A 16,857-nucleotide genomic window follows, 5' to 3' on the forward strand; every position below is an offset into this window, starting at 1 on the left:
CTACCGGGCTCAGAGTCCCAGAATGCGACGAAGATCCGGCACTGATTCAACGATGGCATGGGGGTCGTATTCCCCCAGCACGTCCCGCTTGTGCACCCCCCACTCGACACCGATCGAGGGCATACCGATACGGCGAGCCATCTCAAGATCATAGCGGGTATCGCCAATCATCACCGCCTCGGACGGCTCAATCCGATAAAATTCCAGAATTTCCTTCAACATGGCAGGATCCGGCTTGGAGCGGGTCTCATCGGCGCACCGGGTAATGTCGAAGTGCTCACCCAGACCACTGGTGACCAGCGCGCTTTCAAGCCCCCGGCGACTCTTGCCGGTGGCGACCGAGCAGCTACGCCCGAACTCCCGCAGGTCCGCAACCAACTCGGCCATGCCTTCAAATACATTCTGGGGCGTGGTCACCTTGCTGAAAAAATAGCGGGCGTACCCCTCACGGATCGTGCTCATCTCATCCCGGGAGATGCCCGGGTACAGTTTCTCCAGCGCTTCAACCATGCCCAGACCGATAATATCCCGGTAGGCCTCGCGTTCCAGCTCCGGATAGCCCAGCTCGGTGGCCGCCTGGTGCAGACTGTCGGCGATGTGGTCAACGGAATCCACCAGGGTGCCGTCCCAGTCAAATATCACTACTTTTACTTTCATTTCTCTGATCCTGTCTTGCGGGCCCCGAGGGTCCGGAGCACGCGTTCAAAAGCTTCATCGTAGGGCGCTTCAAGCCGCATCGGCTCATCACTGCCCGGCAGCCGGAATTCCAGGGCCCTGGCATGAAGCATCAGCCGCTGCCCGCCAATGGAACGGAAGGCTTTCATACTCACTTCATCCATATACTTGTCATCGCCCGCGATCGGATGACCCGCCCAGGCACTGTGCACCCGGATCTGGTGGGTCCGGCCGGTCACCGGCGAGGCCTCAACCAGGGTGTAGCCCTGGAACCGCTCCAGGCACCAGAACGTGGTCAGCGACTCCTTGCCCGCCTTGTCGACCCGAACCCGGCGCTCCCCGTTGGGCATCTCGTATCGCAGCAGGGGTTCGTTTACCCGACCCACGCCTTCCGGCCAGCTTCCGGCAACCAGGGCGTGGTAGAACTTGCGCACCCGCTTCTGGCGCAACTCGTCCTGCAGGTAACGTAGCGCCGAGCGCTTCTTGGCAATCATCACCAGACCGGAGGTATCGCGATCCAGCCGATGCACCAGCTCCAGAAAACGACTGTCGGGCCGTGCCGACCGGAGCACCTCGATAAGGCCAAAACTCAGCCCGCTTCCGCCATGAACCGCAATACCGGAGGGCTTGTTCACCACGAGCATCTGCTCGTTCTCGAAAATGACCGCCGCTTCCATGACACCCTGCACCCGGCTGCCGGGCTTCACCTGTTCCGGCTTCTCCTTGCGCACAATCGGCGGGATACGGACGGTATCACCGGCCCGCAGCCGGGTATCCGGTTTGACCCGGCCCTTGTTCACCCGGACTTCGCCCTTGCGAACGATGCGGTAAATGATACTCCTCGGTACGCCCCGCAACCGGGACATCAGGAAATTATCCACCCTTTGGTCGTCGTTATCCTCATCGACCGTAACCCACTGGACCCCCTGACGCACTTCCTGCCCAACCCCGGAAGGCTGCGTGCCGGCACCTTCTTTATTATTCCCGGCAGTTGGCGCCGGTGGTCGCTGACGGGATCGGGCGTGTTTTTTCGCAACAGGCTTGCGTGACATGGAGTTCCTTGCGGACGACGCGTTTTGAGGATTGAACAGCTGCTGTAATACTGTTATATTCCGGCGTGCTCTGCCGTTTGTCTACGGCCTGGCCTACTCGAGCCAGAAGCCGGAGCGGCAGAAGTATACCGACACTATCAGAGAGTTTGAACGCCGGTGCCCGATCAGATACCGGGAACGGCGCAGGAAATGCTTCCGGAATACGCTTCCGCAGACCGATGAAAGGCTGGCAGGAACCTCCGGGAGAACAGGAACCGTGCGGAAAACCGACGGGCGACATCGCGAAGAATCATTGCCACGCAAGGCCGGGCCGTCCAGCTTACCAATACGACGTGAGACCCAGGCACTTGTGTGAACCTGAAAACGGATAACATGCGTCAACAGACATTCACCCTATACGACCCCTCCCTGCCAACAGGCAGAAGGACCGTCGGCGGTGGTACTGAACCAACGGAATCACGCCCCACAAGGGTCTGATTCGGTCTGGGCCGCCGGCTGCCTTAGTTGTAACAGGCTCGCGGCACGCACGTTTCGCTTCGCTGATGCGAATCCCCCCGGTTTTCTGTCAAAATCAAACGACAGGAACCCTTTCTTTCCATGAAAAGAATGCTCATAAATGCAACTCATCCTGAAGAGTTGCGCGTAGCCCTGGTCGATGGCCAGCGTCTGTTTGACCTCGATATCGAATCCAGCTCCCGCGAGCAGAAGAAAGCCAACATCTACAAGGGTCGGATTACCCGTGTAGAGCCCAGCCTGGAAGCTGCTTTCGTGGATTTCGGCGCCGAGCGCCACGGCTTCTTGCCCCTGAAGGAAATTTCCAAGGAATACTTCAAGAAGTCCCCGGGCCAGATCGAGGGCAAGATCAACATCAAGGACGTGGTCTCCGAAGGCCAGGAAGTCATCGTCCAGGTCGACAAGGAAGAGCGCGGCAACAAGGGCGCCGCCCTGACCACGTTCATCTCCCTGGCCGGCCGTTACCTGGTGCTGATGCCTAACAACCCCCGTGCCGGTGGCATCTCACGCCGCATCGAGGGCGAGGAACGGGCCCAGCTCAAGGAAGCCATGAACAATGTCCAGGTCCCAAAGGCCATGGGCATTATCGTTCGTACCGCCGGCATCGGCCGTACCACCGAAGAACTCCAGTGGGACCTCGACTACCTGGTCCAGTTCTGGGAGGCCATCACCCAGGCCGCCGGTGAGCGCAAGGCCCCCTTCCTGATCCACCAGGAAAGCAACGTCATCATCCGCGCCGTGCGTGACTATCTTCGCCAGGATATCGGCGAAGTGCTGATCGATGCCGAAAACGTCTACGAGGACGTGCTCAACTTCGTGCGCGCCGTGATGCCCACCTTCGAGAACAAGATCAAGCTGTACAAGGACGAGATTCCCCTGTTCAGCCGTTACCAGATCGAAGGCCAGATCGAAACCGCCTTCCAGCGCGAAGTGAAGCTGCCCTCCGGCGGCTCGATCGTGATCGACCCCACCGAGGCACTGGTTTCCATCGACATCAACTCCTCCCGCGCCACCAAGGGACACGATATCGAGGAAACCGCCCTGCAGACGAACCTGGAAGCGGCAGAAGAAATCGCCCGCCAGCTGCGCCTGCGGGATATGGGCGGTCTGATCGTGATCGACTTCATCGACATGACTCCGGCCAAGCACCAGCGCGAAGTGGAACAGAAGATGCGCGAAGCGCTGGAGATCGACCGGGCACGGGTCCAGGTCGGCAAGATCTCCCGTTTCGGCCTGCTGGAAATGTCCCGCCAGCGCCTGCGTCCATCCCTGGGTGAGACCCGCAGCGAGGTCTGCCCGCGCTGTGAAGGCCAGGGCACCATTCGTGGCATAGAATCACTGGCCCTGAGCATCATGCGTCTGATCTACGAGGAGTCTTCCAAGGAGAAGACCGGCGAGGTCCGAGCCGTCGTGCCGGTATCCGTTGCCACCTTCCTGCTGAACGAAAAGCGCAAGCAACTTGCCGACATCGAGTCACGCCAGAACGTACAGGTCGTGGTGGTTCCGGTGCCGCACATGGAAACCCCGCACTTCGAAATCCTGCGTCTCCGCCAGGACGAAACCACGCCCGAGCACATCTCGAGCCACCAGGTAGCCCAGGAATACAGCGAGCGCGAAGAAGAAATCTTTGAAGCGCCCAGCGCCGAGAAGCCGGTACGCGAACAGGCGGCCGTCAAAGCCATCCGTCCATCTGCACCGGCGCCGACACCGACTCCCACCGTGGCAGAAGCCGCGGCCCAGGAGGAAGGCCTGTTCCGTCGGCTCGGTCGCAAGATCGCCTGCTTCTTCGGCGGCGAGAGCCAGCAAGGCGAAGAACGCGAGCAAAGCAAGCGCCCGCAGCGTCAGGATCGCAGAACCCAGGACCGTCGCAAGTCCCGGGTAGCCCGGGATGACCAGCGCTCCGGCGGCAACCGCAGCGGTGATCGCCGCCAGGGCGGCCAGCAGCAAAGCCGTAGTGATGACGCCCGCAACCGCGGTCGCGGACGCAGCGATGACCAGAACCGTGGTGGCCAGGCCCGTCAGGGTGGCGACAAGGGCCAGGACAAGAGTGCCGAAGGTCGCAAGGACAGCAAGGACAGCAAAGGCCGCAGTCAGGGCCGTAACCGTCCGCAGCGTGACCAGAAGGACAACCGCGAGCAAAAGGATAGCCGCGGCCAGAAGGACCAGCAGCAGGCCAAGCCCCAGAAGGATCAGCAGCCGCCCAAAGAGCAGAAGGAGACTGCCCAGAAAGGTTCCGGCGGTGACAAGCCCCGCAAGCCGCGCCGCCAGCGTAACCGCGACGGCTCCCCGGCCGAGGCCCCTGCCAGCACTCCGTCAGACCGCAAGGCCGCTCGCAGCGACAAGCACCAGAAGGACACTCAGCCCGAGAAAGCGGCTGAGCCGGAAAAGGCAGCTGTTACTGCGGACAAGGGCACCGAGCAGAAGGCCGAAGCACGGTCATCTGCACCGGAGAAAGCCCCGGAGTCCAAGCAGGAATCCCGTCCCGCAGCCGGCGTAGCTTCTGAAAAGGCCGAAGAGCAGAAAGCACCCGCCAAGGCCGAGAAGACCGAGAAGACCGAGAAGGCGGATCAGGGTGAAAAACCTGCAAAGGCGGAAGCCAAAACTCCCAAACAGGAGGTTGCCAAAGCCGAGGAGCCTAAACAGGCGCCCGCCAAAGCTGATGCAGCCAAGGCCGAGGAGCGCAAGCCCGAGGCAGCGAGCCCCCAAGAGCCCAAGCCGCAGACCCCAAAAAAGGAGTCTGTGAAAGCCGAGTCTGACAAAGCCGAGGCAACCAAAGCCGAACCGGCAAAAGCAGAGCAGCCGAAGGCCGAAAAACAGCCAGAGGCGGTGAGCCCCAAAGCGGAAGAGCAAGTAAAAGCTCCGAAGAAGGAGGCCCCGCAGGCTGAGAAAGCCGAGAAGCCCGAGGGTCAGGCCCCGAAAGCGGAGCCAGAGGCCAAAGAGCCCGAGCCAAAGTCCGCCAGCAAGCCCGAAGCTGAAAAGCCGAAGGAAGAAAAGGCACCCGCGCAGAGTGCTCCGGAACCGAAGGCGTCCGAAGGGCCCCGGATTTTCCAGGGTGAGAGCGGAAAGCCGGAACTGGACCTGCCGGTTACGCCGGGCCGGGCCTATAATGATCCACGTGAAGTCCGTCGCCGTCAGCGAGCAGCGGAAGAAGCCCAAAAGGCCGGGAGTAACTGATAAATGCTATCCAATTCCGACATAGAAGCGCTGGAAGACATCCTGTTTGCGGAGCCCTGGGGTGATGACGCCCTGGACTTTTTCGGGCTCCACGGCGTGGTTTGCGCCAGCGTCGTCGGCCCGGTTGAGCTGAGCGCGGAAGATATCTTCCGCCTCGCCACCGGCACCGAGCAGGTGCCCGGTGGTGAAATCCCCGAGGTATTCCGTCGCAGTGTCACTCAGCTGGCAAAGGACATGGCCCACGCCCTGGATATGGGGCAGGCCCTGGAACTGCCGGAGCCGGAGGACGGCGATCCGATGAACGCACTGGAAAACTGGTGTGCAGGATTCGTGGAAACGTTCCTGGAGCATGAGGAGGAGTGGCTGGACGCCGCCAGCGAGGAGGAAACCGCAGACCTCATGGTTCCCATGCTAACCCTGTCCGGTCTGTTCGACGACGAGGACTTCCAGAAGGTCAGGAACAGCGACAAACTGTCCCGCCAGATGGCCGACGCCATCCCGGATTCACTGACCGACCTCTACCTGCTGTTTCACGCTCCGGACTAAGCCGGAGCCGCAACACCCGCAGGTTCGTGAAAATGATGCCAGACCGGCTCCAGCCCGTCTGGCATTTTCATGATATTCCCCAGCTCACACCAGGGTGCTCCCGGAAAGTGGAAATCACTACCCTGGGATGCCCACATTTCATTGCGCCGGCACAGTTCCGCGAGAAAGCCAAGATCACCGCTTGACTGACCCGAGGTGGACACCTCGATGCCCTGCCCTCCGGCCCTGCGAAACTCCGCAGTCAGTTCCCGAAGCTTGGTCGCCGTCAGCTTGTACTTGCGCGGATGCGCCAGCACCGCAATACCACCGGCATCGGTGATCCACTGCACCACCTCCGGCAATTCCGGCCAGTAAGCACGCACATCACCGGGTTTTCCGGCACCCAGGTACCGCTTGAAGGCCTGGGCGGCATTACGGACAACACCCGCCTCGATCAGCGCCTCGGCAAAATGGGGGCGCCCAGGCACATCGCCGCCAGCCCTGGCGGTCGCCCGTTCCAACAGGTCCGGCACCTTCAGGCGCTGGAGCCGTTCGGCAATCATGGCTGCCCTCGCCCGGCGGTTATCCGTCTGCTGCGCGACCCTGGCTGTGAATGCCGGGTCCTCCCGATCGAAATCCAGGCCGACAACATGGATCGTCCGGCCTTTCCAGAGACAGGACAATTCGATTCCGGACACCAGCGTGATTCCGGATTCACTTGCTGCCCTTGCCGCTTCCGGTAGGCCGTTCAGGGTATCGTGATCGGTCAAGGCCAGGTGCGTCACCCCCTTTTCGGCAGCACGGGCAACCAGGTCCGTCGGTGCCAGGGCACCGTCCGAGGCCGTGCTGTGGCAGTGCAGATCAATGCACAAAGTCGGGGGTTGGGGTATAGTCACAAAAAATCCTTAAACGGTTGAGAGAGCTTCATGTATTACGCCATTATCAGTGAGGATATCGAAAACAGCCTTGCCCTTCGCCAATCTGCGCGCCCGGCTCACCTGGAGCGACTGCAGGCACTGAAATCGGAGGGCCGGTTACTCGTTGCCGGGCCACACCCGGCGATTGACACGCCTGAGCCCGGCGAAGCTGGATTTACCGGCAGCCTGGTGATTGCCGAGTTCGACTCACTCGAAGCAGCCCAGGCCTGGGCCGATGCCGACCCCTACATCGAGGCCGGCGTGTACCAGAAAGTAACGGTTAAACCTTTTAAGGCGGTATTGCCCTGAAACGCCGGCCCGCGCATGAGTTTATTGTAATGGTGACCTGCTTGAACCGCAGGTCAACTATGACAAAATTGCGCTTTTAACATCTGGTGTTTTTCACTATCCAATTCTGGGAATGTAATCCGTGACGCCTTTTCGCCTGATCATCAGTCTGTTGTTCATCGTATCATCTATCGCAGCCGCCCAGGCCAGAACCGTATGGGTTGATGACCAGCTCTACCTTCCGGTTCGTTCCGGCGCCGGTACCCAGTACCGGATTATCGAGAACGCCGTACCCAGTGGCACACCGCTGGAGGTTATCGAAACCGGGGATAGCTACACGAAGGTCCGTACGCCTAAGGGAACCGAGGGCTGGGTGTCAAGCCAGTACCTGAGCAACACCCCCATTGCAGCCGACCGCCTTCAGGCCGCCAACCGGGAACTGGAGCAGACCAAGACCGAACTCACCCAGGTCAAGGAGCAACTCTCCGAGGTAACGGAGGAGCGCAATGCCCTGGAGAACGCTGAGTCAAATCTCTCCAGCCGCTCCCAGGAGCTGCAGGAAGAGCTGCAGCGGATCAAGAGCATTGCCGCCGATTCCATCAATCTGGAACGCCGCAACCGGGAGTTGAACGAGGAGAACCAGAAGCTCCGCAACGACCTGGAAGTACTGACCGCCGAAAACGAACGGCTGGAGGCGGGCAAGGAGTCCGACTTCATGCTGCTTGGAGCAGGTTTGGTGTTTGGCGGCGTCCTGCTGGCGCTGATCGTCCCGATGCTCAAGCCCACGCGCAAGACCGACAACTGGGCCTGATCATCCCGCTCAGACCAACACTTTCGCGCAAAAAAGAAGGGCGGCCCGCGGGCCGCCCTTCTTCGTCTCTGACCGCCGGATCAGACCAGCGGCTTCTCGGAGACGATGATGCCGTTATTATCGGCATACACGTAATGCCCGGGATGAAACGTCACTCCGTGGAAGGTGACCGGAATGTTCAGATCACCGATGCCCCGCTTCTCGGTTTTCCGCGGAACGGTGCCCAGCGCCTGCACACCCAGGTTGGTCTGACCGATCTCGTCCACATCACGGATGCAGCCATAGATGATCAGGCCGGCCCAGCCATTGCTGGCCGCCTTCTCCGCCAGCATGTCGCCCAGCAGTGCGTTACGCTTTGACGCACCGCCATCAACCACCATGACGCGGCCATGTCCGGGCTGACCCACCTGCTCCTTGACCACGGAGTTATCCTCGAAGCACTTCACGGTGACAATCTCACCGCCAAAGTTTTTCACGCCACCGTAGTTGTTGAAACCGGGCTCGACTACCTGGACTTCCGGAAACTCGTCACACAGATCCGGGGTAATGATGTCTGCCATGTTGTCTCTCTCCTTTGTCCGGAAATGGAATCAGTCGATCTTCTCGTCTGCCAGGAAGAACCAGGTATCCAGAACTGAATCCGGGTTCAGGGAGACGGAATCAATACCCTGGTCCATCAGCCACTTGGCCAGATCCGGATGGTCCGACGGGCCCTGACCGCAGATACCGATGTACTTGCCAGCCTTCCTGCAGGCCTGGATAGCGTAGGACAGCAGCAACTTGACCGCATCGTTCCGCTCATCGAACAGGTGGGCGATGATGCCGGAGTCGCGGTCCAGCCCCAGGGTCAGCTGGGTCAGGTCGTTGGACCCGATGGAGAAACCGTCAAAGTGCTCGAGGAACTGGTCTGCCAGCAAGGCGTTGGCCGGCAGCTCGCACATCATGATCACCCGCAGGCCATTATCGCCACGCTTCAGACCATTCTCGGCCAGCAGATTGACCACCTGCTCCGCTTCACCGACGGTCCGTACGAACGGCACCATCACTTCCACGTTGGTCAGGCCCATCTCGTTGCGCACTTTCTTCAGGGCACGGCACTCGAGCTCGAAGCAGTCCCGGAAGGTATCGGAGATGTAGCGGGAAGCACCCCGGAAGCCCAGCATCGGGTTCTCTTCATCCGGCTCGTACAGGGTGCCGCCGATGAGGTTTGCGTACTCGTTGGATTTGAAGTCGGACAGACGAACGATCACTTTCTTTGGTGCAAACGCGGCTGCCAGGGTGGAAATACCCTCCACCAGCTTGTCCACGTAGAAGTCCACCGGCGAGGCATAGCCGGCAATACGCTTCTCCACGGTCTGTTTGATATCCCGTGGCAGGCCGTCAAAGTTCAGCAGCGCCTTCGGATGCACACCGATCATCCGGTTGATGATGAACTCCAGGCGTGCCAGGCCAACGCCTTCGTTTGGCAGTGCCTGGAAATCGAACGCACGGTCCGGGTTGCCGACGTTCATCATGATCTTGAACGGGATATTCGGCATGGAATCCACGGTGTTCTCGCGCAGCTCGAAATCCAGCGCACCCTCGTAGATCATGCCGGTGTCACCCTCGGCGCAGGAGACCGTCACTTCCTGGCCGTCTTTCAGCACTTCGGTAGCATCACCACAGCCCACCACGGCCGGAATACCCAGCTCCCGGGCAATGATGGCAGCGTGACAGGTCCGGCCGCCCCGATCGGTAACAATCGCGGAGGCACGCTTCATGACCGGCTCCCAGTCCGGGTCGGTCATGTCGGTAACCAGAACATCACCCGGCTGTACGCGATCCATCTCGTTGATGCTGGTGATGATTTTCACGGGGCCACTGCCGATCTTGTGGCCGATACTGCGGCCTTCCACCAGCACCTTGCCGGTTTCGTTCAGCAGGTAACGCTCCATGACATTGGCGGCGGCCCGGCTCTTCACGGTCTCCGGACGCGCCTGGACGATGTAGATCTTGCCATCGTCACCATCCTTCGCCCACTCGATGTCCATCGGACGGTCGTAGTGTTTCTCGATGATCATGGCCTGCCTGGCCAGCTCTTCCACCTCGGCATCGGTAATGGAGAAGCGGTTACGGTCTTCCTGGTCGACCTTGACGGTCTCCACGTACTCGCCTTCACCGGGACTGGAATGGTAAACCATCTTGATCGCCTTGCTGCCCAGGTTACGGCGCAGCACCGCCGGGCGACGGGCTTCCAGGGTCGGCTTGTGAACATAGAACTCGTCCGGGTTCACGGCACCCTGGACCACGGTCTCACCCAGGCCGTAGGAGGAGGTAATGAAGACGACGTCCCGGAAGCCGGATTCGGTGTCCAGGGTGAACATTACGCCACTGGCCGCGGTCTCACTGCGCACCATCTTCTGGATACCGGCGGACAGAGCCACCAGCTTGTGGTCGAAGCCGTGGTGTACCCGGTAGGAAATGGCCCGATCATTGAACAGGGAGGCAAAAACCTCCTTGACCGCGCGACGCACCTGCTGGAGGCCCACCACGTTCAGGAAGGTTTCCTGCTGCCCGGCGAAAGAAGCGTCCGGGAGGTCTTCTGCCGTGGCAGACGAGCGAACCGCAACCGCCATGTGCTCGTTTCCGTCCTGCAGCTTGGCATAAGCCTCTGCCAACGGCTTTTCCAGGACATCCGGCAAATCGGTATCAATCACCCATTGGCGAATCTGGGAACCGACGCGGGCCAGTTCGTTCACGTCGTTAACGTCCAGCTTCTCGAGGGCATCATCGATCTTGTCCTTGAGGCCGTCGGTTGCCAGGAACTCACGGTAGGCGTGAGCTGTCGTGGCAAAACCGCCGGGAACGGTGACACCTGCGTTGGCGAGATTACTGATCATTTCGCCCAGGGAGGCGTTCTTTCCGCCTACCCGGTCGACATCAGACATTCCGAGGTGATCAAACCAGATGATGTAATCTTCCAAAGCGCGTCTCCCTTAGAGTCTGTGAAGCAAAGAGCAAAACCGGGCCAGCGATATTCAGCGGCAAATGCAGGCAATATCCACTGCGGAGTCTCGAACTTGGCGTGTATGATACTGTAACCTGCGGAAATTACCTAGGGCACTCACTGTCAGATTTGGAACCGGACACTCACCATGAAACGTACTGCCTTCTTCATCTCCGACGGCACCGGCCTGACCGCCGAAGCCCTCGGCCACGCACTTTTGGCCCAATTCGAGAAAATCGACTTCGAGCGCGTGACCGTTCCCTACATCGATGACGAGGACAAAGCCCGGGCCATGGTAACCCGGATCAACAAGGCCTCCGAGACCGACGGCGAACGGCCGCTGGTGTTCGACACCATTGTCGACAGCGACATCCGGGAAATCATCTCCCGGGCCGACGGCTTCATGGTCGACATCTTCGGCACCTTCCTCAATCCGCTGGAACAGGAACTGAATGCCTCCTCTTCCTACACCGTAGGCAAAAGTCACTCGATCAACAACGAAGGCAGCTACGAGCGCCGGATCAAGGCCGTGAACTTCGCCCTGGACAACGACGATGGCGCCCGCACCCGCCATTATGACGAAGCGGACCTGATCCTGATCGGGGCGTCCCGCAGTGGCAAGACACCTACCTGCCTCTACCTTGCCCTGCAGTATGGCGTAAAAGCCGCCAATTACCCGATTACCGACGAGGACCTGGCCGACCAGCGCATGCCCAAAGCCCTGCGTCCCCACCGGGAAAAACTGTTCGGCCTGACCATCGACCCCGAGCGCCTGGCTACCATCCGCAATGAACGCCGCCCAAACTCGCGCTACTCGTCCATCCAGCAGTGCATGCATGAAATCGAAGAGATTGAGCTGATGTACCGGCGGGAGCGGATTCCCTACCTGAATACCACGGCGTATTCGGTGGAGGAGATTTCGACGAGGATTATGGTGACGACCGGGCTGAAGCGGCATCGGTGACGAGTTTGGAGGCGGGGTCTTAGGTGAAGTTGGGGTCAGATGAAAGCTTTCATCTGACCCCGTCTTAGGGCGCCAACCCGGAGCTCGGACGAAAAGTGAAGTTGGGGTCAGATGAAGGCTTTCATCTGACCCCGTTTTTACGGCGCAACTCCGAGGCCAGGTCTGAAGTCGGGGTCGGAAGAACGCTTTCTTCTGACCCCTTTTTCACCTCGCCTACAACTCCTGAATATCCAGCCCCAGATCTTTCACCATCTCCCGGTTATCGGAGCTGGTCACCACCGCGGTGCTGGCCTTCTCCGGCACCAGCCAGGTGCTGGCCACTCGCTTCAGGTCATCCAGGGTCACGGCCAGAACCCTCTCCCGGAACCGGGCGCGCTGCTCGGGTGAGCGGCCGAACAGCTTGTTATGGAACGCATGCCGCGCAGCGCCGGCCGGTGACCGCGGGCGGTCGAGCTGGCCGATGACGCCGAGGATGGACTCCTCCAGCTCCTGGTATTCGTGGTCGGTTTCCTGCAACCAATCCAGAGCCTTGTCGAAGTCTTCCAGCGTCTCACCCAGCCGGGGATCCCGGTAGGAGAAGAAACGGAACACGCCATTGACGCTGTCCTGCCCGGCGCCACCACCGTAAGCACCACCCTTCTCACGAATGGCACGGTGCAGGTAACCGTTACGCAGGAATCCACCAAGCACGGTCAATGCCGCCGCGTCGGGATGATCCACCGGCACGGTCTGATAGGCCTTGGCGCAGAAGTTCACCTGGGTGGAGGTCAGCCAGGCTTCCCGGGTGGTGTAATCCACCGGGTCCATGCGCCAGGTTTCCGCGCTGCCATCGGGCTCGCCCTGCCAGCAGGATTTGAGGTCATCTACCATGGCAGGCAGCTGCTCGTCTTCGCCGATCACCAGGAACTGACGCTGCTGGTTCCGGATCTTCTCGTGCAGCGCGGCCAAGCGGCCGCAGAAGGCTTCGAGCTCCTCTGGATCGTTCAGGGCTTCATCCAGCTGCTTGGTGCCGCGAATTCCCGCCAGGCCACCAAGACGGTACGCCAGCCAGGCGCCCGCACTTAGCCCCTGGGAGGCAGCTCCCATGGCCAAAGCGTGGCCACTGCCGGTCACTGCCTGAACCCGACGGGCCCGGATCTGGGCAATGATTTCCCGGATACGGTCCTTCTCGTCAAAGCGTGCACCGTTGTAGACGTCATGTAGCAGTCGTGTGAGCTTACCGCGGTTGCGGGCCAGGGCCTTGCCACTGAATATCAGGTAGCCCGAGACATCCTGCACGTCATCGATCTTGCCCTTGGCACTGAAGGCCGCACTGATGCCACCGGATTCCGCGGAAATCCGGTCCTGCATCTGCAGGTAATCCAGATCACCACAGCCGACCTCCGAGATCAGCGTGGTGTAGTACGGCAGGAACAGAAGATCTTCTTCGGTCAGCGTCGGAACCGGCACTACCACCTGCTCATAGACCAGGCCGTTGGTACCGCGGGCGTAAACCGTCGCGGAAATATCGCCGTCATAGCGGCACTCCGGCTCAGGCATCTGAAGGGGCACATCAGACAGATCCACCTTGGGCAGGATGGAATCGTCATCCTTGCGCATCTGGCGCTCTTCGAGGGCGCGGGCACGTTCAACAATCTGTTGAGCCTCTTCCTCTGTCAGCGTGGCTTTGCGACGGGCCAGCGCTTCGCGGATTGCCTGCTGGCGACGGGACTCCAGCTTCTCATCCGGGCGCAGGGTCAGGGTGACCCGGTGCGGGTTCTCCAGCAGCTTGCGGCGAATCAGGCCCGGCACATACTCCGGATCCTTGATCTTCTCCCGCAGGGTGGCCAGTACCGGCTCCAGGTCCAGCAGTTCCACCGGATCGCCGCCATGAACCATCGGCGCAATGGCGCTCATGATCAGCTGCAGACCATAGGGGAACTGGTCGCCGGCGATTTCCCGCTGATGCAGTTCCAGCTGGTGCAGGATTGCTTCCAGCCGTTCCTCGCTGACACCCTCTTCAACCACTTTCTGCAGGGTGTTCTCGATCAGTGTCTCGAGTTCCTTGTGCTTGTCCGGCTCACTACCCTCGATACCACAGACGAAGGTCATCTCCCGGTTGGAGTCTTCGAGACCACACATGGGCGACGGCGCGTGACCGAGATCGGTGGTTTCCAGCGCCCGCATCAGCGGGGACGCGCTGTTCTCCAACAACACGGCGGACAGCAGCTGGCCTTCCATGTTTTCCAGCAAGTCAAAACTGTGGCCGAGCAACCAACCCGTCACGATATGGGTCTTGTTCTCGGTGCCCTCACCCTCGTTCACGGCATAACCCTGCTCCACCCGGACCGGGCTGAACATCCGCTTCTCATCGCGGACCGGCAATTCGATATCCAGCTTGTCGAACCGCTTCAGTGCCAGTTCCTCGAAGCGCTCGTGATGCTCGTGGGCCGGGATATTGCCATAGGTAGCAAAGATCGCGTTGCTCGGGTGATAGTGATGGCGATAGAAGTTGACCAGGTCGTCATAGCTAAGATCGACGATGTGGTCCGGCTCACCGCCACTGTTGTAATGATAGGTAGTAGTGGGGAACAGGTGGCTGCTGAGGTTCTGCCATAGCTGGGAGGTCGGTGCGCTCATGGCGCCCTTCATCTCGTTGTACACCACACCGCGATACACCAGATCGGTGTTGGGATCGTCCGGCTTCTCGAATTCCAGCCGATGACCTTCCTGGGCAAAATCCAGGGGATCCAGCTTGGAAAAGAACACCGAATCCAGGTAAACCGAGAGCAGATTGTCGAAGTCCTTCCGGTTCATGCTGGCAAACGGATAGGCCGTCCAGTCACTGCTGGTGAAGGCATTCATGAAAGTGTTCAGGGACCGGCGGATCATCATGAAGAACGGGTCCCGCACCGGATACTTCTCACTGCCACACAGGGCCGTGTGTTCCAGGATATGGGCCACGCCGGTGGAGTCCATCGGGAAGGTGCGCAGGGCAACGAAGAACACGTTCTCGTCGTTGTCCGCCGCCAGGTGCAGGTGGCGGGCACCGGTCTTCTTGTGACGGTACTCCTCAACCTCCAGGTTGAGAGTGTCAATCCGGTGACTGCGTAGCTTCTCAAAGGCCGGATGGTTTGCGTTCTCGATCACAGCAGCCATTCAATCTATCCTGTCTTTAAACAAATGGAGACTTGTAGGGTAACACGTAGTATCGATTATCATGCACAGTCCCGTAGCGATAAGGTAGCCCTGCAAGCCATGACCAAGTCTGCTGAAGAAACCACAACCCTCGAGGCCCCGGAAGTCGCCGCCTACTGGGCGGAGCGGCGCCGTTACATCGAGCGTATTCGCAAGGTGCCGGAGATCCGCAACAGGTTCTGGCGGGAAGTCGGCATCTACCTGTTGCGAAGATTACTGTGGTCGTTCGGCTTCTTCCCGATCATGATCGCCTTCTGGGTTCCCTTTGTACTGTCGAGCTTCAATCCCGTGGTCATGGCCGCCGATCTGATTCCCCTGCTGCAGGATTTCGTCAATTCCAACCCGGAGATCCAGGCCACCACCATCAGCACCGTTCTGATCGCCTGGGCTTCCATCGGTTTCTTTTTCCTGGTCTTCGACTTCGTCCTGACCCCGTTCCGCTCGCCCTATGAATACGAAGCCGACGTCTACATGAGATCATGGGAACAGCTCAACCATGACCAGCTTCCGGACAAAGTGTGATTTGGCCGGCATTCTCGATAACTTCAGTCACTTTCTGTTACATAACGTTGCAGTCAGTGGTTAAGATCAGGAGGTAATCAGGATTCGGTAAGACAGGATCAAGAGGTTCCTCCATGGTCGATTTCAGACCACTGCTGTTCATTAATGCGCTGGCGCTGATGCTACTGGTGACCGCCGGCTTCGCCTCGGTTGGTAATGACCGCAGCTTGCTGGAACTGCAACGCTCATCCACGTCTTCCGAAACCATTGAGACGGCGGTTATCCACGCCCCCGAACCCGCCGAGCCCGCCGAGCCCGACAAAACACAGGAACCGCCGAAGCAGGCGCCCGCGAAACCGGCGCCGGCAGCAATTCCCGTGGCCGAGCCTTTCAGCATTCCGCCCATGCCCGAAAACACTCAAACAACGGCGATGGCGGAACCAGCGGTAAAACCAGAACCAGAACCGAAACCTGAGCCCACCACCGGCCTGATGGTGCTGCGCTCCAATGTCATTGGCGATCAGGTCACCATCAATGGCAAAGAGTACGGAGCTACCCGTCTCGATCTGGAGCTCCAGCCCGGCGAATACGACGTCACCATCAGCAAGCCCGGCTACCAATCCTGGCAACAGACGGTTGCCCTGGAAGCCGGGGACGAAATGACCCTGGTCGGCAAACTGAAGGCCTATACCACCGTCAATTACCGCAACGGGACCTGGGTCGGCGGGGTCAGGACCGGCGACGGCACCTACCAGGACCAGGACGGGCTGCGCTACGAAGGCCATTTCATCGACGGCCAGTTCCATGGCAAGGGCACACTGACCCGCGCCAACGGGGACATCCTCACCGGCCAATGGGCTGAGGGTCTGCTCAACGGCCATGGCTCCCTGACCACCGCCGACGGCATGCTGTATGTCGGCGGTTTCCGCAACAATGAATTCCACGGCACCGGCGCCCTGACCTACCCCGACGGCCGCGCCTACGAGGGCGAGTTTTCCAACGGTGAATTCCACGGCTCGGGCGCCGAGATCTTTGCCGACGGCAAGAAATACGAAGGGCAATACATGGAAGGCACTTTTCACGGCAAGGGTCTGTTGCGCAATCCCAACGGCAGCTCGATCGAGGCCACCTTCCGCCACGGCGAACCCTATGGACAGGTTCGTCTGACCACCGCGGCCGGTGAGGTATTCACTGCCCGCACCACGGAACCCGGTGTGTGTTATCGGGAGAAGAGCTATCGGGCCACCCAGTGCCCGCAACTGGAAGGCTGGTAA

The 16,857-nt window shown here is 60.1% G+C and carries 13 protein-coding genes; 7 read left to right on the forward strand and 6 right to left on the reverse strand.

The genetic code is table 11. From position 1 onward, the window contains the following. Positions 1 to 9: 9 nt before the first annotated feature. Complete coding sequence (locus tag BM254_RS06015) at positions 10 to 657, reverse strand: HAD family hydrolase (protein WP_092000167.1); 648 nt, start codon at positions 655 to 657, stop codon at positions 10 to 12. Further along, positions 654 to 1,727, reverse strand: a complete 1,074-nt coding sequence (gene rluC, locus BM254_RS06020; RefSeq protein WP_092000171.1) for a 23S rRNA pseudouridine(955/2504/2580) synthase RluC — start codon at positions 1,725 to 1,727, stop codon at positions 654 to 656. The genes BM254_RS06015 and rluC overlap by 4 nt, the downstream gene beginning before the upstream one ends. 597 nt (positions 1,728 to 2,324) lie before the next feature. On the opposite strand from rluC, the gene rne reads away from it, so the two are divergent. Together rne and BM254_RS06030 are read left to right on the forward strand one after the other, a co-directional pair. After that, positions 2,325 to 5,414, forward strand: a complete 3,090-nt coding sequence (gene rne / locus BM254_RS06025) for a ribonuclease E (protein WP_092000176.1) — start codon at positions 2,325 to 2,327, stop codon at positions 5,412 to 5,414. A 3-nt stretch (positions 5,415 to 5,417) separates the two neighbouring features. Further along, positions 5,418 to 5,960: a YecA/YgfB family protein gene (locus BM254_RS06030; RefSeq protein ID WP_092000179.1), complete on the forward strand. Its 543-nt coding sequence runs from the start codon at positions 5,418 to 5,420 to the stop codon at positions 5,958 to 5,960. Here BM254_RS06030 and BM254_RS06035 read toward each other — a convergent pair. Further along, positions 5,957 to 6,835, reverse strand: coding sequence for a PHP domain-containing protein (locus BM254_RS06035; protein ID WP_092000182.1), 879 nt, complete (start codon positions 6,833 to 6,835; stop codon positions 5,957 to 5,959). The two genes, BM254_RS06030 and BM254_RS06035, sit on opposite strands and share 4 nt — an antisense overlap. Positions 6,836 to 6,865: 30 nt before the next feature. On the opposite strand from BM254_RS06035, the gene BM254_RS06040 reads away from it, so the two are divergent. Both BM254_RS06040 and BM254_RS06045 read left to right on the forward strand, forming a co-directional pair. After that, positions 6,866 to 7,165, forward strand: a complete 300-nt coding sequence (locus BM254_RS06040) for a YciI family protein (protein ID WP_092000185.1) — start codon at positions 6,866 to 6,868, stop codon at positions 7,163 to 7,165. A 121-nt stretch (positions 7,166 to 7,286) separates the two neighbouring features. After that, positions 7,287 to 7,955: a TIGR04211 family SH3 domain-containing protein gene (locus BM254_RS06045; RefSeq protein ID WP_092000188.1), complete on the forward strand. Its 669-nt coding sequence runs from the start codon at positions 7,287 to 7,289 to the stop codon at positions 7,953 to 7,955. Between the two features lie 80 nt (positions 7,956 to 8,035). Here BM254_RS06045 and rraA read toward each other — a convergent pair whose 3' ends face one another. Continuing rightward, positions 8,036 to 8,515 (reverse strand): ribonuclease E activity regulator RraA, encoded by a 480-nt coding sequence (gene rraA, locus BM254_RS06050; RefSeq protein WP_092000191.1) that lies wholly within the window; start codon positions 8,513 to 8,515, stop codon positions 8,036 to 8,038. A gap of 30 nt (positions 8,516 to 8,545) precedes the next feature. Continuing rightward, positions 8,546 to 10,918: a phosphoenolpyruvate synthase gene (gene ppsA, locus BM254_RS06055; protein ID WP_092000194.1), complete on the reverse strand. Its 2,373-nt coding sequence runs from the start codon at positions 10,916 to 10,918 to the stop codon at positions 8,546 to 8,548. 171 nt (positions 10,919 to 11,089) lie between these two features. Between ppsA and ppsR the strand changes: the two genes are divergently transcribed. Further along, the gene (ppsR, locus tag BM254_RS06060) at positions 11,090 to 11,905 is read left to right on the forward strand and encodes a posphoenolpyruvate synthetase regulatory kinase/phosphorylase PpsR (protein ID WP_092000197.1); all 816 of its coding nucleotides are present in this window, start codon (positions 11,090 to 11,092) and stop codon (positions 11,903 to 11,905) included. Between the two features lie 213 nt (positions 11,906 to 12,118). On the opposite strand, the gene BM254_RS06065 is transcribed toward ppsR, so the two are convergent. After that, positions 12,119 to 15,043: an insulinase family protein gene (locus BM254_RS06065; RefSeq protein ID WP_092000200.1), complete on the reverse strand. Its 2,925-nt coding sequence runs from the start codon at positions 15,041 to 15,043 to the stop codon at positions 12,119 to 12,121. Positions 15,044 to 15,142: 99 nt separating this feature from the next. On the opposite strand from BM254_RS06065, the gene BM254_RS06070 reads away from it, so the two are divergent. Further along, a complete protein-coding gene (locus BM254_RS06070; protein WP_092000203.1) occupies positions 15,143 to 15,604 on the forward strand; it encodes a hypothetical protein in 462 nt (153 codons plus the stop codon). Positions 15,605 to 15,717: 113 nt separating this feature from the next. Next, positions 15,718 to 16,857, forward strand: coding sequence for an MORN repeat-containing protein (locus BM254_RS06075; RefSeq protein WP_092000206.1), 1,140 nt, complete (start codon positions 15,718 to 15,720; stop codon positions 16,855 to 16,857).

Source organism: Marinobacter pelagius, from assembly GCF_900114925.1.
In the GTDB taxonomy this organism is placed as follows: domain Bacteria; phylum Pseudomonadota; class Gammaproteobacteria; order Pseudomonadales; family Oleiphilaceae; genus Marinobacter; species Marinobacter pelagius.

Bases quoted from the DNA above. Each gene is read 5' to 3' on its own strand.
- BM254_RS06015 (WP_092000167.1), bottom strand. From the start codon at position 657: ATGAAAGTAAAAGTAGTGATATTTGACTGGGACGGCACCCTGGTGGAT.
- rluC (WP_092000171.1), bottom strand. From the start codon at position 1,727: ATGTCACGCAAGCCTGTTGCGAAAAAACACGCCCGATCCCGTCAGCGA.
- rne (WP_092000176.1), top strand. From the start codon at position 2,325: ATGAAAAGAATGCTCATAAATGCAACTCATCCTGAAGAGTTGCGCGTA.
- BM254_RS06030 (WP_092000179.1), top strand. From the start codon at position 5,418: ATGCTATCCAATTCCGACATAGAAGCGCTGGAAGACATCCTGTTTGCG.
- BM254_RS06040 (WP_092000185.1), top strand. From the start codon at position 6,866: ATGTATTACGCCATTATCAGTGAGGATATCGAAAACAGCCTTGCCCTT.
- rraA (WP_092000191.1), bottom strand. From the start codon at position 8,515: ATGGCAGACATCATTACCCCGGATCTGTGTGACGAGTTTCCGGAAGTC.
- ppsR (WP_092000197.1), top strand. From the start codon at position 11,090: ATGAAACGTACTGCCTTCTTCATCTCCGACGGCACCGGCCTGACCGCC.
- BM254_RS06065 (WP_092000200.1), bottom strand. From the start codon at position 15,043: ATGGCTGCTGTGATCGAGAACGCAAACCATCCGGCCTTTGAGAAGCTA.
- BM254_RS06070 (WP_092000203.1), top strand. From the start codon at position 15,143: ATGACCAAGTCTGCTGAAGAAACCACAACCCTCGAGGCCCCGGAAGTC.
- BM254_RS06075 (WP_092000206.1), top strand. From the start codon at position 15,718: ATGGTCGATTTCAGACCACTGCTGTTCATTAATGCGCTGGCGCTGATG.